This window comes from Cupriavidus sp. C1SS-2L, assembly GCF_057073735.1.
Genome location: NZ_CP172709.1, coordinates 2,494,024 through 2,506,671 on the forward strand (window position 1 = coordinate 2,494,024; position 12,648 = coordinate 2,506,671).

General features: G+C 64.8%; 15 protein-coding genes and 1 pseudogene. 9 read left to right on the top strand and 7 right to left on the bottom strand.

Annotation, left to right across the window (positions count from 1 at the left end):
- Nucleotides 1–117: 117 nt before the first annotated feature.
- Together ACIGJG_RS29235 and ACIGJG_RS29240 are read right to left on the bottom strand one after the other, a co-directional pair.
- Complete coding sequence (locus ACIGJG_RS29235; RefSeq protein WP_011300173.1) at nucleotides 118–582, bottom strand: HU family DNA-binding protein; 465 nt, start codon at nucleotides 580–582, stop codon at nucleotides 118–120.
- A gap of 299 nt (nucleotides 583–881) precedes the next feature.
- Nucleotides 882–1,139, bottom strand: coding sequence for a hypothetical protein (locus ACIGJG_RS29240; RefSeq protein WP_041680165.1), 258 nt, complete (start codon nucleotides 1,137–1,139; stop codon nucleotides 882–884).
- 108 nt (nucleotides 1,140–1,247) lie between these two features.
- On the opposite strand from ACIGJG_RS29240, the gene ACIGJG_RS29245 reads away from it, so the two are divergent.
- The 3 genes and pseudogenes from ACIGJG_RS29245 (at nucleotide 1,248) to ACIGJG_RS29255 (ending at nucleotide 3,254) form a co-directional block, all read left to right on the top strand.
- Entirely contained in the window at nucleotides 1,248–1,478 is a 231-nt protein-coding gene (locus ACIGJG_RS29245; protein WP_140950406.1) for a hypothetical protein, read from the top strand.
- Nucleotides 1,451–1,903: pseudogene (locus tag ACIGJG_RS29250) on the top strand (winged helix-turn-helix domain-containing protein); the annotation flags it as partial. The gene ACIGJG_RS29245 and the pseudogene ACIGJG_RS29250, both read left to right, overlap by 28 nt.
- 16 nt (nucleotides 1,904–1,919) lie before the next feature.
- Nucleotides 1,920–3,254: a sensor histidine kinase gene (locus tag ACIGJG_RS29255; protein ID WP_483673578.1), complete on the top strand. Its 1,335-nt coding sequence runs from the start codon at nucleotides 1,920–1,922 to the stop codon at nucleotides 3,252–3,254.
- 11 nt (nucleotides 3,255–3,265) lie between these two features.
- Here ACIGJG_RS29255 and ACIGJG_RS29260 read toward each other — a convergent pair whose 3' ends face one another.
- A complete protein-coding gene (locus ACIGJG_RS29260) occupies nucleotides 3,266–3,763 on the bottom strand; it encodes an Mpo1 family 2-hydroxy fatty acid dioxygenase (protein WP_483673579.1) in 498 nt (165 codons plus the stop codon).
- A gap of 178 nt (nucleotides 3,764–3,941) precedes the next feature.
- On the opposite strand from ACIGJG_RS29260, the gene ACIGJG_RS29265 reads away from it, so the two are divergent.
- The 4 genes from ACIGJG_RS29265 to ACIGJG_RS29280 all read left to right on the top strand — a co-directional run bounded on the left by ACIGJG_RS29265 (nucleotide 3,942) and on the right by ACIGJG_RS29280 (nucleotide 8,447).
- Nucleotides 3,942–4,724, top strand: a complete 783-nt coding sequence (locus ACIGJG_RS29265) for a Crp/Fnr family transcriptional regulator (protein WP_011300167.1) — start codon at nucleotides 3,942–3,944, stop codon at nucleotides 4,722–4,724.
- Between the two features lie 14 nt (nucleotides 4,725–4,738).
- Nucleotides 4,739–5,584 carry an arylamine N-acetyltransferase family protein gene (locus ACIGJG_RS29270; RefSeq protein ID WP_220630379.1) on the top strand — a complete coding sequence of 282 codons (846 nt, stop codon included), beginning with the start codon at nucleotides 4,739–4,741 and terminating at the stop codon, nucleotides 5,582–5,584.
- 215 nt (nucleotides 5,585–5,799) lie between these two features.
- Entirely contained in the window at nucleotides 5,800–6,564 is a 765-nt protein-coding gene (locus ACIGJG_RS29275; RefSeq protein WP_011300165.1) for an SDR family oxidoreductase, read from the top strand.
- A 134-nt stretch (nucleotides 6,565–6,698) separates the two neighbouring features.
- Nucleotides 6,699–8,447 (top strand): class I adenylate-forming enzyme family protein, encoded by a 1,749-nt coding sequence (locus ACIGJG_RS29280; protein ID WP_483673580.1) that lies wholly within the window; start codon nucleotides 6,699–6,701, stop codon nucleotides 8,445–8,447.
- A gap of 30 nt (nucleotides 8,448–8,477) precedes the next feature.
- Here ACIGJG_RS29280 and ACIGJG_RS29285 read toward each other — a convergent pair whose 3' ends face one another.
- From ACIGJG_RS29285 to ACIGJG_RS29300, 4 genes are all read right to left on the bottom strand, one after another.
- Nucleotides 8,478–8,951, bottom strand: coding sequence for a CreA family protein (locus ACIGJG_RS29285; RefSeq protein ID WP_011300163.1), 474 nt, complete (start codon nucleotides 8,949–8,951; stop codon nucleotides 8,478–8,480).
- Between the two features lie 7 nt (nucleotides 8,952–8,958).
- Nucleotides 8,959–9,444 (bottom strand): acyl-CoA thioesterase, encoded by a 486-nt coding sequence (locus ACIGJG_RS29290; protein WP_011300162.1) that lies wholly within the window; start codon nucleotides 9,442–9,444, stop codon nucleotides 8,959–8,961.
- 180 nt (nucleotides 9,445–9,624) lie between these two features.
- Nucleotides 9,625–9,906 (bottom strand): HU family DNA-binding protein, encoded by a 282-nt coding sequence (locus tag ACIGJG_RS29295; protein WP_008651272.1) that lies wholly within the window; start codon nucleotides 9,904–9,906, stop codon nucleotides 9,625–9,627.
- A gap of 326 nt (nucleotides 9,907–10,232) precedes the next feature.
- Nucleotides 10,233–10,394, bottom strand: a complete 162-nt coding sequence (locus tag ACIGJG_RS29300; protein WP_181184431.1) for a hypothetical protein — start codon at nucleotides 10,392–10,394, stop codon at nucleotides 10,233–10,235.
- A 32-nt stretch (nucleotides 10,395–10,426) separates the two neighbouring features.
- Between ACIGJG_RS29300 and ACIGJG_RS29305 the strand changes: the two genes are divergently transcribed.
- Together ACIGJG_RS29305 and ACIGJG_RS29310 are read left to right on the top strand one after the other, a co-directional pair.
- Nucleotides 10,427–11,629 carry an ammonium transporter gene (locus ACIGJG_RS29305; RefSeq protein WP_483673582.1) on the top strand — a complete coding sequence of 401 codons (1,203 nt, stop codon included), beginning with the start codon at nucleotides 10,427–10,429 and terminating at the stop codon, nucleotides 11,627–11,629.
- A 190-nt stretch (nucleotides 11,630–11,819) separates the two neighbouring features.
- Complete coding sequence (locus ACIGJG_RS29310) at nucleotides 11,820–12,647, top strand: mechanosensitive ion channel family protein (protein WP_483673583.1); 828 nt, start codon at nucleotides 11,820–11,822, stop codon at nucleotides 12,645–12,647.
- Nucleotide 12,648 lies beyond the last annotated feature (1 nt).

The window sequence follows — 12,648 nt, forward strand, 5'->3', positions numbered from 1 at the left end:
GTAGCCAGTTCCCGAACGCGTGTCGGCGGAAACTCACCCATCGTCGCGCAGCCCGACATCGGGCATGAAAAAAGGAGCCGACCAGCGGCTCCTTTTCTTTGCGGATCAACTGGCCGATCAAGCGGCAGCAGCGTCCTTCAGCTTCTTCAGCGGGCGAACCTTCACCTTGACGCTGGCCGGCTTGGCCGGGAACCAACGCTCTTCACCGGTGAACGGGTCCTTGCCGAAGCGCTTCTTCTTCGCCGGCACTTGCTGCGCGGTCACCTTCAGCAGGCCCGGCAGCGTGAATTCGCCAGCGCCCTTCTTGTTCAGCGCGCCGACGATGGTGTTTTCCAGATGGGCCAGCACCGTCTTCACGGCCTTGGGCTCCATCTGGGTCTGGGCTACCAGGTGAGCGACCAGGCTCGACTTGTTGAAGGTGTCCTTCAGCGGGCGCGGGGTCACCGCGGCAGCCGGAGCAGCCTTCTTGGCCGGCGCGGCCTTCTTGGCGGCAGCCTTCACAGGTGCCTTCGTTGCCGCGGCCTTCTTGGCAGCGGGCTTGGTTGCAGTCGTCTTCGCGGTCGGTTTCGCTTTGGTCGCCATATCGATATACGAGAGTTGAACAGATCAGAGCCGGCTGTTCGAAGGCTTCGCATTGCGTTGCACATACCCCTTGCCGGCGCCACTGAATCATAGCGGAAACGACCGTGTGTCAAAGGGTTTTCATACATGCAAACGCTAAAACCCCGTGAAAACCCCGTGTTTTGTCGCAGCAATACCTCAGCAGAAGCGCGTAGAGGCACCACGTCCCCCCACTTTCGCAGTCTCAGGCGTCTTCTCGCGGAAGAGAAATCGGGGCTGCGCGCGCCGCGTCAGATGCGACAGGACTCTATTTTCAAGGCCTATTCGCCGAGCCACGCGGCAATCAGCGAGCCCACGGCCATGGTGCCCAGCGCAATCAACGGCAGGTTGGCATCGGCGCGCGACCACTCGCGTAGCAGAGCGATCAGGTCGACATGGATCCAGAACACGCTAGACACGCAGAGCACGGAAAACAGCGCGCCAGCCGCCAGGAAAGCTGCGCGCCGGTCCGGCGAGCGATGCTGCGGGGACGGTGAAACGGACTGTGACAGGGATGCGGTAGACGGATGGTGCGACATGGCTGGACTCCTGATACGGTTGGCAAGCATTGTCGTGAACGGCACCTGAACGCTGGCTGAGGCATCCGTTCAGCCTGCGTTCAGGCGTTTTGACGCAAACTTCAGGCCATGAAGACATTTCACGTCCGCCGCCCTGCCCGGCTTCGCCACGCAAGCCGCCCTGCTTTCGCGCTCGCGCTGGCCGGTGCTGCGCTCGCGCTTGCGCTTGGCATCGCCGCGCCGGCACATGCCGACAAGGACGCCGATCGCGCCCGCGCGGCGGTGCAGTCCGGGGAAATCCTGCCGCTGTCCCGCATTCTCGAAGCGGTTTCGCAGCGCACGTCAACGTTCCCGTGCTGATTCTCGCGGCGCGAGACAGCTGGACAGAGAAGGTTGAAGGCATCGACGCGGGCGCCGACGACTACCTGGCCAAGCCGTTCCTCATGGAAGAATTGCAGGCGCGCATCCGCGCGTTGATTCGCCGCGCGCACGGCATGCCGGCCCCCGAACTGAGCTGCGGCTCCGTCCAGCTGAATCCGCGCGCCGGCACCGTGACCGTGGATGGCGCCGCCGTGGTGCTGACGGCGCACGAATTCAAGGTGCTCGACTACCTGATGCACCATCCGGGCGCCATCGTCAGCAAGTCCACGCTGACCGAACATATCTATGCGCAGGACTTTGACCGCGACAGCAACACGATCGAAGTCTTCGTCGGCCGGCTGCGCCTCAAGCTCGGCGTGGACGTGATCGAGACCGAGCGCGGCCAGGGCTACCGGCTGCGACCGGGAATTAAGGCACCGCATGCGCAACTCTCTCGCGCTGCGCCTGCTGGCCGTGGCCGCCATTTGGCTCGCCGCGGCGCTCGGCGCAAGCTGGTGGCTCCTTTCCACGCTGTTCGAGCGGCACGTCAACGATACCTACGTGCGCCAGCTGGAACACCAGTTCACCAGCCTGACCGCCGCGCTCGACTGGAGCCCCGACGGCTGGCTGCTGCTGACGCGTGCACCGGCGGACCCACGCTATGAATTCCCCTATTCCGGCGCCTACTGGCAAGCCCGAGCCCCCGGCGCGCTGCTGCGTTCGCGCTCGTTGTGGGACACAGAAATGCCGGAAAAGGCTGCGCACAAGGTAGCGGGAACGCCTGCCGAAGTTCGTCAGGGACCCAACCAGCAGTCGCTGCTGGTGGTGTCGCGCAGCATCGTGCTGGCTTCGTCCGACACGCCAGTGAGCGTTTCCGTGGCGCTGGATCGCACCGAACTGCGCGCCGCACGGCGCGCGTTCAACACCATGCTGGGCTGGTCGCTCGGAGCGCTTGGCATGGGCCTGATGCGGGCCGTGGCCGCTCAGGTGCGCTTCGGGCTGGCGCCACTCAAGCGCCTGCGGCAAGCGCTGGGCGCGATGCAGGCACGGCGCAAGAGTCGCTTGGGCGGCAATTGGCCCACTGAAGTCGAGCCATTGATCAGCGAAATCAACACGCTGCTGGACCACAACCCGCAGGCGCTCGAGCGGTCGCGGCAACAGGCGGCGGACCTGGCGCACGCGGTAAAGACACCGCTCGCCGTGCTCGCCAATGAGGCGTCCAGCTTGCCGAGCCCGGCTGCCGATGCCGTGTCCCGCCAGGTCGACGCCATGCGCCGGCAGGTCGACCGCCACCTGGCCCGCGCGCGCGCAGCAGGCGCCGCGGGGGCACGTGGCCAGCGCATCGAGGCCGGCCCCGCGGTACGCGAGCTGACGCGCGCCCTGACGCGCCTTCATGGCGCGCGGCAGCTCGACATCGGCGTGGAAGGCGAAGGACACTTCGCCGGCGACCGTCAGGATCTGGTGGAGATGCTCGGCAACCTGCTCGACAACGCCTGCCAGTGGGCACGCTCGCAGGTGCGCATCCACTTGCGCGAAGACACTGCCGCAGCGTTGCTGGAGGTGCTCGTGGAAGATGACGGCCCGGGCATGCCGCCCGAGGCGCGCGAACTGGCCACCACCCGGTTCGGGCGGCTCGACGAAGCCGCCGCCGGCAGCGGTCTCGGCCTGGCCATCGTCACAGAGATTGCGGCGATGTATGAGGGATCACTGGAGCTGGGTAACAGCGCGCTCGGCGGCCTGGCAGCGCACCTCCGGCTGCCGGCCGGCATGGCCTGATCGCTGCCGTATCAGGACGCGCGCGCCATCATTGCATCGCGGGTGCCGGCTGCCAGCCCGCAGGCAAAGGCGGTCTCCGCCACGAGGAACAGCGGGCCGATCAGCAGTCCGACCAGATCATCGACGAACGCGGGCTTTCGGCCTTCATAGTAATGGCCGACAAACTGGATGACCCAGCCCGCCACGAACAGGCCGATACCGGCAGCCAGCCAGCCGCCCGTCGGCAGCGCGGCAAGGTGAGCTCCGGCGTACAGGAACAGCGCCAGCACGATCGCCATCGCCACGCCGAATCCCGCCGACAGGCGCAGATAGAAGAGGCACGACAACGCGTACACCACCATGGCCGGCGTGAGGTACGCATCACCGTCGCCCAGCGGCATCACGGGCCGGCCGAGCAGCGTGGTGACGGCGAGCACGATCATCGGGATGCCGATGAAATGCGTGGCGACATTGCGGGGATTGCGGTGATAGGCGGCGTAGTTGGCCAGATGCTCGACCAGGGTGTTCACGGGGCGTCTCCTTGGATGCGGGCCGATGGCTGCAGCAGTGCAGCAGAGCCACAAGCCCGGCTGTCTTGTCGATTCTTGTAGATTTATAGTATTGATCGCGTCCCGCGGCGTCTGTCTGATTTTTGACAGTCGGACGTGCTACGCCGTACGTATCAACCCGAACACGACAGGAGACGACATGGGCATGGCTCAGCCCCCGGGCAGCGGGGCACGTGGCCCGTCAGGCATCCCGCGCGGCACACCGGGCGGCAACGCCGCACCGTCGCGCGCGGAGGCGGCCGCCACGCTGCAGGCGAGTGCCTGGTTTTCCCAGTTGCCGGGCCCACTGCGCGAGGCACTGCTGGACGATGGCACGTGGCGCCACCTCGCCGCCGGCGAGGCGCTGTTCGCGCGCGGCGATGCGTTTGACGGGCTTTATTGCGTTGCCAGCGGCACCATGCAGGTCGATGCCGCCGGCGAGTCCGGCAAGGCGGCGTTGCTCGGCCTGCTCGAAGCCGGCGCCTGGTTCGGCGAGATCTGCCTGTTCGATGGCCTGCCACGCACTCACGACGCACGCGCGGTGCACGCCGCGCGGCTGTGGCACGTCCCACGCGCGAGCCTCGAACGCCGGCTCGCTCAGCATCCCGCATGGTGGCGCGAGTTCGGCCTTCTGCTTGCGGCCAAGACGCGGCTGGTCTTTGACTATGTCGAGGAAATGCAGCTGCTGCCGCCGGCCGCGCGCACGGCTCGTCGGCTGGCAGCCATCGCGCGCGGCTATGGCAACCCGGCCCACGGCACGGACGATGCAACGCCTGCCGTTCAGGCCGTAAGGATTCCGCAGGAACAGCTCGCGCAGATCCTCGGCCTGTCGCGGCAGACCGTCAATCAGGCGCTGCGCGAACTCGAATCGCGAGGGCTGCTGCGGTTGCGGTATGGCAGCATCGAACTGCTCGATCTGACCGCACTCGAAATGCTCAACTGAACTCGGTACGCGACATGATCACGCTTGACGCTCCCCGCCTGGACGCCTACCTCGCACGCCTTGGCCTCGACGCACCACCGTCCCCCACGCTGGAATCCCTTGATGCGCTCATCGCGGCGCAGCTCGCACGCATCCCCTTCGAGAACATCGACCCGCTGCTGGGCCGCCCTGTACGGATCGACATCGATGCCGTGTTCGACAAGCTGGTCACGCGCGGACGCGGCGGGTATTGCTTCGAACTCAACACGCTGCTGGCCGCAGCGCTGACGGCGCTGGGCTACACCGTAACGCCGCTGGCCGCGCGTGTACGCTGGGGGGTGGCCAATGACGTGCAGACCATGGCTTCGCACATGCTGCTGCGCGTAGAAGTCGCGCATCGCAGCTATCTTGCCGATGTTGGCTTTGGCGGCCCCTCGCCGTTCAGGTCGCTGCCATTGTCGGCGCCGGCCGCGTCAGCATTCCCCTATCGGCTGGTCCCGGCTCCGGACGACACCACTGCCAGCACGTTCCATGGCCAGGATCTCGAAGTGCGCGGAGACGAGGGCTGGCTCAAGGTCTACCGCTTCGACCTGACACCGCAGCCGTGGATCGATTTCATCGCGCGCAACTGGTACATCTGCACGCATCCGGACAGCCCTTTCACGCAGCGGCTGATGGTGGCCCGTACCGATGGCGATCTGCGACTGACCCTGGCCAACGGCGAACTGGCCGAGCGCGCTGCGGACGGCACCGTGCACCGGCAGCCGTTGTCCACCGCGGGCGATGTCATCGACGTGCTGGCCGACCGCTTTCACGTGGCACTGGATGCCGACAGCCGCGCCGGGCTCGAGCGTGTGCTGCCTGCGCTGCTGGGCGCCTGAATATCGTTGCCATATCCCTGCCGCAAGACCGCCCCACCGGTCCCATGCACGCCGCGCATTGCCCGCAGAAAGAATACTGATATGGGCCCGCAGGCAGGGGCTTGCCTGTGGACTGGGCCGGATGCCCCACCCATAATGTCCCGGCAGGCCCGCAACGGGCGCTGTCCAACAGAACACAGGCGGGCCCTGCACGGGCCCCGATATCAGGAGACTCCATGTCATTGTTCGATTTGTCGGGCAAGGTCGCGATCGTGACTGGCTCATCGCGCGGCATTGGCCGCGCCATTGCGGAGCAGATGGCGGTTCAGGGCGCCAAAGTGGTGATTTCGTCGCGCAAGCTCGAGGCATGCCAGGAAGTCGTGGACGCCATCAATGCACGCCACGGCGCCGGCACCGCTATTGCCGTCCCGGCCAATATCTCGTCGCGCGATGACCTGCAGCGGCTTGTCGATGAAACCAATCGCACCTTCGGCAAGGTGGACGTCCTGGTCTGCAATGCCGCATCGAACCCGTACTATGGTCCGATGAGCGGCGTGTCGGACGATCAGTTCCGCAAGGTGCTCGACAACAACGTGATCTCGAACCACTGGCTGATCCAGATGGTCGCGCCGCAGATGATCGAACGCAAGGAAGGTTCGATCATCATCGTCTCCTCCATCGGCGGCCTGCGCGGTTCGCCGACCATCGGCGTGTACAACATTTCGAAGGCCGCTGACTTCCAGCTCGCGCGCAACCTCGCCGTGGAGTTCGGTCCGCACAATGTGCGCGTGAACTGCATCGCGCCCGGACTGATCAAGACCGACTTCGCGCGTGCGCTGTGGGAAGACCCCGAGCGCTACAAGCAATCCACCCAGGGCGCACCGCTGCGCCGCATCGGCGAGCCGATCGAGATCGCCGGCGCGGCTGTCTATCTGGCGTCCGCCGCAAGCAGCTTCATGACGGGCCAGGCCATGGTGGTCGACGGCGGCGTCACGATCTGACGTCGTGAGGTCCTGACGCAAGGCGGCACGGCCGCCTTGCGTGCTTTCTCGCGGTTCCCTGCATGTCCCCGCATGTCGTTCAGGGGTGGCGCGTTGCGCCATCCTCCACCTGCATTGCAGTCCGGGAGGCAGTCATGTCGAGCAATTTCCAGCCGGCCAGCAACTGGCCTGCCCTGTCACTGGCCGAGGCGCACGCCCGGCTCACCGCACCAGGCGCCCCGTTCGAGACGGAAACGCGCATGATTCGCGGCATCCCCACCACGGTCTGGAAGAACGCGCCACCGACGCTGCGCGACCTGTTCCAGGCAACCCAGGCCTTCGGCGAACGGACCTTCGTGGTCTACGAGGACGAGCGCGTGACCTATGCCGCGTTCCGGCGTGCGGCGTTGCATGTCGCGCACGCACTCGTGCGCGATGGCATCCGCCCCGGCGACCGCGTCGCGCTGGCCATGCGCAACCTGCCTGAATGGCCGGTCGCGTTCTACGGCGCGCTGCTGGCCGGCGCCATTGTCACGCCGCTCAATGCCTGGTGGACCGGCGCTGAACTCGAGTACGGACTGAACGACTCGGGGAGCCGCGTGGCGATCGTCGATGCGGAACGGCTGGACCGTCTCGCTTCGCATCTGGCCGCGTGTCCTGCGCTGGAACGCGTTTATGTCTCGCGCGCGGGCGCCGTCGACGGCGAGGCGAAGGTCGTATCGCTGGAAAGCGTGACCGGCGCCTCTCCGGCATGGGCAACACTCCCGGACCTGGCGCTTCCCGACGTAGCGATCGATCCCGAAGACGACGCGACGATCTTCTATACCTCTGGCACCACGGGCAAGCCCAAGGGTGCGCTCGGCACGCACCGCAATGCCACGACTGTCGCCGTCGCCAGCCTGTTCGGCCCGCTGCGCAACCTGCTGCGCCGCGGCGAGCCGATTCCCGCGCCCGATCCCGCCGCACCGCAGAAAGCCGCGCTGCTGTCCGTGCCATTCTTCCACGTGACGGGCTGCATGGCGGTACTGAACAGCGCGCTCGCCAACGGCGGCAAGATCGTGCTGATGCATCGCTGGGATGCGTTGCGAGCGCTGGAACTGATTGAGCGCGAACGCTGCACCACCGCAGGCGGTGTGCCCACCATCGCGTGGCAGCTTCTCGAACATCCCGAGCGCGACCGCTTCGATCTCTCTTCGCTGGAAAGCATGAGCTACGGCGGCGCGCCAGCGTCGCCGGAACTCGTGCGGCGCATCGGTGAAACCATTCCGCAGTCGGCGCCGGGCATCGGCTGGGGCATGACCGAAACATCCGCCACGTTCACGAGCCACAGCGCGGAAGAGTATGTGCTGCGGCCGGACAGCAGCGGGCCGGCCCTGCCCATCGGTGAAATGAAGATCGTCGATGGCCGCGGCCAGTCGTTGCCCGTTGGCGAAACGGGCGAGCTGATGGTGCGCGGCGCGAACGTGGTGCACGGCTACTGGAACAAGCCCGAAGCCACCTCGCAGACCTTTGCCGATGGCTGGCTGCGCACCGGCGACATTGGCAGGCTTGATGACGAGGGCCACCTCTATATCGTCGACCGCATGAAGGACATGCTGATCCGCGGCGGCGAGAACATCTACTGCATCGAGGTGGAAAGCACGCTCTACGAACACCCGGCGGTCATGGATGCAGCACTGGTCGGCATCCCGCACAAGACGCTCGGCGAGGAACCGGGCGCCGTGGTAAGCCTGAAGCCCGGCATGCAGGCTACGGAGGATGAATTGCGTGGATTTGTCGCGGAGCGGTTGGCTGCGTTCAAGGTGCCGGTGCGGATCGTCGTGCTGCCCGACCTGCTGCCGCGCAATGCGAACGGCAAGATTCTGAAGTCCAACCTGCGAAAGCTGTTCGAGCCGGCCGCGTGATACGAGCCGGCTCGTTGGTCTGCCGGGCGGTTATTTGACCGGAATGGTCGTGCCCCCCGGCACCGGCACCGCCGTCACGCTGTTCTGCGGGCTGCCGCTCACGATCCGGTCGGAGTAAGTCAGGTAGACCAGTGTATTGCGCTTGCGGTCGATCGCACGGATAACGTGCAGGGTCTTGAACATGATCGACATGCGCTCCGAGAACACGTCTTCTTGCTGACGCAACGGACCTTTGAACGAGATCGGCCCGACCTGCCGGCAGGCGATGGACGCCTCGGGCGGATCCTCGGCCATGCCCAGCGTCCCCTTGATGCCGCCCGTGCGGGCACGGGACACATAGCACGTCACGCCCTGCACCATCGGGTCGTCATACGCTTCAATGACGACCTTGTCCGAGCCGGTCATGCGGAAGTTCGTATTGACGCTGCCGATTTCCTCGGCCAGCGCATGCGTACCCGCCACCGCGAGGCAGGCGCCGGCAAGCAGGGAAAGGAAGCGTGCCATGGCCGCATCAGTTCCCGGACGACTTGATGGCGTCGTGCCGCTTTTCCATTTCCTGGCGCAGTGCGCGGCGCTGCTGGGCCGAGGCGAAGCGCTGGCGCTCGACTTCGTCGCGCGGTTCCAGCGGTGGCACCTCTGCCGGTGCGCCATTGTCATCGACGGCGACCATCGTGAAATAACAGCTGTTGGTATGGCGCACCAGCTTGCTGCGGATGTTCTCGGTCACCACCTTGATGCCGATTTCCATGGAGCTGCGGCCGGTGTAGTTCACGGCCGCGAGGAAGGTCACCAGCTCGCCGACGTGGATCGGCTGTCGGAACACTACCTGGTCCACCGAGAGGGTGACCACGTAACGGCCTGCGTAACGGCTTGCGCACGCATACGCGACCATATCCAGGTACTTCAGGATGGTGCCGCCGTGCACGTTGCCGGAGAAGTTGGCCATGTCCGGCGTCATCAGCACGGTCATGGAAAGCTGGTGGGACTGGTCGTTCATGGTGGTGATGCAGGTAGCGGGGGCCGAGGCGCGGCAGTGTAACCCGTAAACCGGCGCTCGGGGGCACCAGGGCAGGTCATGCGAAATGGCAGGAGCGCCACACAGTCGGTACCGGATAACCGCCGCCAATAAAAAAGCGGCCCGACAGGCCGCTCTCTCGCTAGTCCGGACGCAGACAGCTTACTTCTTCTTGTTCACGGCGTCCTTGAAACCTTGTCCAGCAGAAAACTTCACGGTCTTCGCGGCCGGAATCTTGATCGTTTCGCCGGTGCGCGGGTTGCGGCCCGTGCGTGCGGCGCGCTTGCCCGAGCTGAAGCTGCCAAAACCCACCAGCGTTACCGAATCACCCTTGGCCACTGCCTTCTTGATACTGTCCAGCGCTGCATTGAGCGCACGCTCGGCTGCGGCGTTGCTCAGTTCTGCTTCCGCGGCGATGGCCGATACCAGTTCACCTTTATTCATGGCTGATTTCCCTTGTTGGTCGACGTCACCGATGTATCTGCCAGAAGGCAATGCATCGATCGGCGCAGTCTAATCTGCCCTTCGCGCCTTGGGCAATCCCCAGTGGCACCAATGCAACGAAAAAACCCGGAAATCCTTGTTTGAGGCCGGTTAGCGGGGAATTTCGCCCTCTGTTCCGGTCGTTTTCGCGGCGTCTTTTCTGCCTGACGGCGCAGCGCCGGCCCAAGTCCGCCCACCGTCAGGCCGCAGCTTGCCCGGCCGCGCCCAGCATTCCCCGATATAGTGCAATGCACCACTAAGGTTCATCCTGGCGCTATCCGTCTGCATCATTCTGGCGCGCAGAGGCATGCGGGGCGTGAACCAACGAACGCGGCGTGCACCACATCGCGGTCAAAAATCCGACCCGTGCGGCCGCAATACGGTGCGAACTCCACCATGAAGGTGCAACTGGCACCAGGATGCAGCCGCTTCTGGAACGCTTTTTGCATACCCATGCTCCCATTTTGAGCATGAGGGACCTATGGACAATTGGAAGACTGGCACCGACGCCATGTTCATCCTGCTTGGCGCAATCATGGTGCTGGCCATGCATGCGGGTTTCGCCTTCCTGGAGCTAGGGACGGTACGCAAGAAAAACCAGGTCAATGCCCTGGTAAAGATTCTGGTGGACTTCGCGGTTTCCACCATCGCGTACTTCTTCATCGGTTATACCGTCGCCTACGGCGTGCAATTCATGTCCGGTGCTGACACGCTGGCACAAAAGAGCGGCTACGAACTGGTGAAGTTCTTTTTCCTGGCAACGTTTGCCGCCGCCATTCCGGCGATTATCTCGGGTGGCATTGCGGAGCGGTCCCGTTTCAACCCGCAATTGTGTGCCACCTTCGTGCTGGTCGGCTTTGTCTATCCGTTTTTCGAAGGGATTGCATGGAACCAGCGTTTTGGCATCCAGGACTGGATCACGCATCTGACTGGCGCGCCGTTCCATGACTTTGCCGGCTCCGTGGTCGTCCATGCGGTGGGCGGCTGGATTGCTCTGCCCGCGGTACTGCTGCTCGGCGCTCGCCGGGGTCGCTACCAGAAGGACGGCCGCATCAGCGCGCATCCGCCGTCGAACATCCCGTTCCTGGCATTGGGCGCCTGGGTGCTGGCGGTGGGTTGGTTCGGCTTCAATGTCATGAGCGCCCAGACCGTCGACAAGATCAGCGGCCTGGTCGCCATCAATTCGCTGATGGCCATGGCTGGCGGCACGCTGGCGGCCTGGTGGGCGGGTCGTAACGACCCGGGATTTGCCTACAACGGTCCGCTGGCAGGCCTGGTCGCCGTCTGCGCCGGCTCGGACCTGATGCACCCGGTGGGCGCGCTGGTGACCGGCGCCGTTGCGGGCGTGCTGTTCGTGCATTTGTTTACGCTGGCGCAGAACAAATGGCATATCGATGATGTCCTCGGCGTCTGGCCGCTGCACGGCCTGTGCGGCGCCTGGGGCGGCATTGCGGCGGCCATCTTCGGCAGCCATGCGCTGGGTGGGATCGGCGGGGTTTCGCTTGGCGCGCAGCTGATCGGTACGCTGCTCGGCATCGTGATTGCCGTGGCGGGTGGCACCATTGTCTACGGCACGCTCAAGAAGCTGGTCGGCATTCGCCTGGATGCCGAAGCCGAATTCAATGGCGCCGACCTGACGCTGCATCGCATCTCGGCTACGCCCGAGCGCGAAACCAACTGGTAAGTCCCGGCGGAATCAGGCTCTCGTGGGCCTGTTCCTGACAATTCTTTGCTTGAACTTCCCCTGACGGCATGGCAATAATTGCCGTGCCCGAAGTCTTGCGCCACTAACGCGCGCAAGATTTACCAGACAATCTTCGCAGTTCTTCGTTTTCCGGCCGGCATTTGCCGGCCAACAAACCAGGGGAATGCCGATGGATGCGTCAACGCTGGAGAAGTTGCAGGTTGTGGTGATTGCCTACGCCACGGAGTTCGGAGTCAAGATCCTGGCCGCCCTGGCCTTCTGGATCATCGGCCGCTGGCTGATCCATGTCGTGGTGCGGATGGTCCAGAATGCGCTGGGCCGGCAGCAGATGGATCCGACCCTGCTGCGCTACGTCGGCTCGATCGTGACCGTGGCGCTGAACGTTGTGCTGGTGATTGGCATCCTTGGCTACTTCGGCATCCAGACCACCACGTTCGCGGCGCTGATCGCCGCAGCGGGTGTGGCAATCGGCATGGCCTGGTCAGGGCTGATGGCCAACTTCGCGGCCGGCGCATTCCTGGTGGTACTGCGGCCGTTCAAGGTCGGGGAATTCGTCACCATCGGCGGTATCACCGGCACTGTGCGCGAGATCGGGCTGTTCGCGACAACGCTCGACACCCCGGACAATGTACTGACGGTGATCGGTAACAACAAGATTTTCTCGGACACGATCCAGAACTTCAGCGCCAACCCGTTCCGCCGCGTCGACCTGAAGGCCCAGCTCGCCGGAAGCACCGATGCCTCCGCCGCCGTGACGCTGCTCAAGGAGCGTATCGCGGCGATTCCCAATGTCCTGGCCGATCCGCCGGTCGACGTCGAGATCCTGGAATTCACGCTGGTCGGGCCCGTGTTGGCCGTCCGCCCGTACTGCCACAACGACCATTACTGGCAGGTGTATTTCGACACCAACCGCATCATCCGCGAAAGCTTTGGCCAGGCCGGCTATGCCGCGCCCATGCCCGCGCAGATGGTGGTGGTAAAGAACGCGGCAGCCTGAG

What these genes read in the sequence shown, in the direction of transcription:
- ACIGJG_RS29265 (WP_011300167.1), top strand. Translation starts at nt 3,942, where the DNA reads ATGGGCATGGCTCAGCCCCCGGGCAGCGGGGCACGTGGCCCGTCAGGC.
- ACIGJG_RS29255 (WP_483673578.1), top strand. Translation starts at nt 1,920, where the DNA reads ATGCGCAACTCTCTCGCGCTGCGCCTGCTGGCCGTGGCCGCCATTTGG.
- ACIGJG_RS29290 (WP_011300162.1), bottom strand. Translation starts at nt 9,444, where the DNA reads ATGAACGACCAGTCCCACCAGCTTTCCATGACCGTGCTGATGACGCCG.
- ACIGJG_RS29275 (WP_011300165.1), top strand. Translation starts at nt 5,800, where the DNA reads ATGTCATTGTTCGATTTGTCGGGCAAGGTCGCGATCGTGACTGGCTCA.
- ACIGJG_RS29310 (WP_483673583.1), top strand. Translation starts at nt 11,820, where the DNA reads ATGGATGCGTCAACGCTGGAGAAGTTGCAGGTTGTGGTGATTGCCTAC.
- ACIGJG_RS29240 (WP_041680165.1), bottom strand. Translation starts at nt 1,139, where the DNA reads ATGTCGCACCATCCGTCTACCGCATCCCTGTCACAGTCCGTTTCACCG.
- ACIGJG_RS29305 (WP_483673582.1), top strand. Translation starts at nt 10,427, where the DNA reads ATGGACAATTGGAAGACTGGCACCGACGCCATGTTCATCCTGCTTGGC.
- ACIGJG_RS29245 (WP_140950406.1), top strand. Translation starts at nt 1,248, where the DNA reads ATGAAGACATTTCACGTCCGCCGCCCTGCCCGGCTTCGCCACGCAAGC.
- ACIGJG_RS29235 (WP_011300173.1), bottom strand. Translation starts at nt 582, where the DNA reads ATGGCGACCAAAGCGAAACCGACCGCGAAGACGACTGCAACCAAGCCC.
- ACIGJG_RS29280 (WP_483673580.1), top strand. Translation starts at nt 6,699, where the DNA reads ATGTCGAGCAATTTCCAGCCGGCCAGCAACTGGCCTGCCCTGTCACTG.
- ACIGJG_RS29300 (WP_181184431.1), bottom strand. Translation starts at nt 10,394, where the DNA reads ATGCAAAAAGCGTTCCAGAAGCGGCTGCATCCTGGTGCCAGTTGCACC.
- ACIGJG_RS29285 (WP_011300163.1), bottom strand. Translation starts at nt 8,951, where the DNA reads ATGGCACGCTTCCTTTCCCTGCTTGCCGGCGCCTGCCTCGCGGTGGCG.
- ACIGJG_RS29270 (WP_220630379.1), top strand. Translation starts at nt 4,739, where the DNA reads ATGATCACGCTTGACGCTCCCCGCCTGGACGCCTACCTCGCACGCCTT.
- ACIGJG_RS29295 (WP_008651272.1), bottom strand. Translation starts at nt 9,906, where the DNA reads ATGAATAAAGGTGAACTGGTATCGGCCATCGCCGCGGAAGCAGAACTG.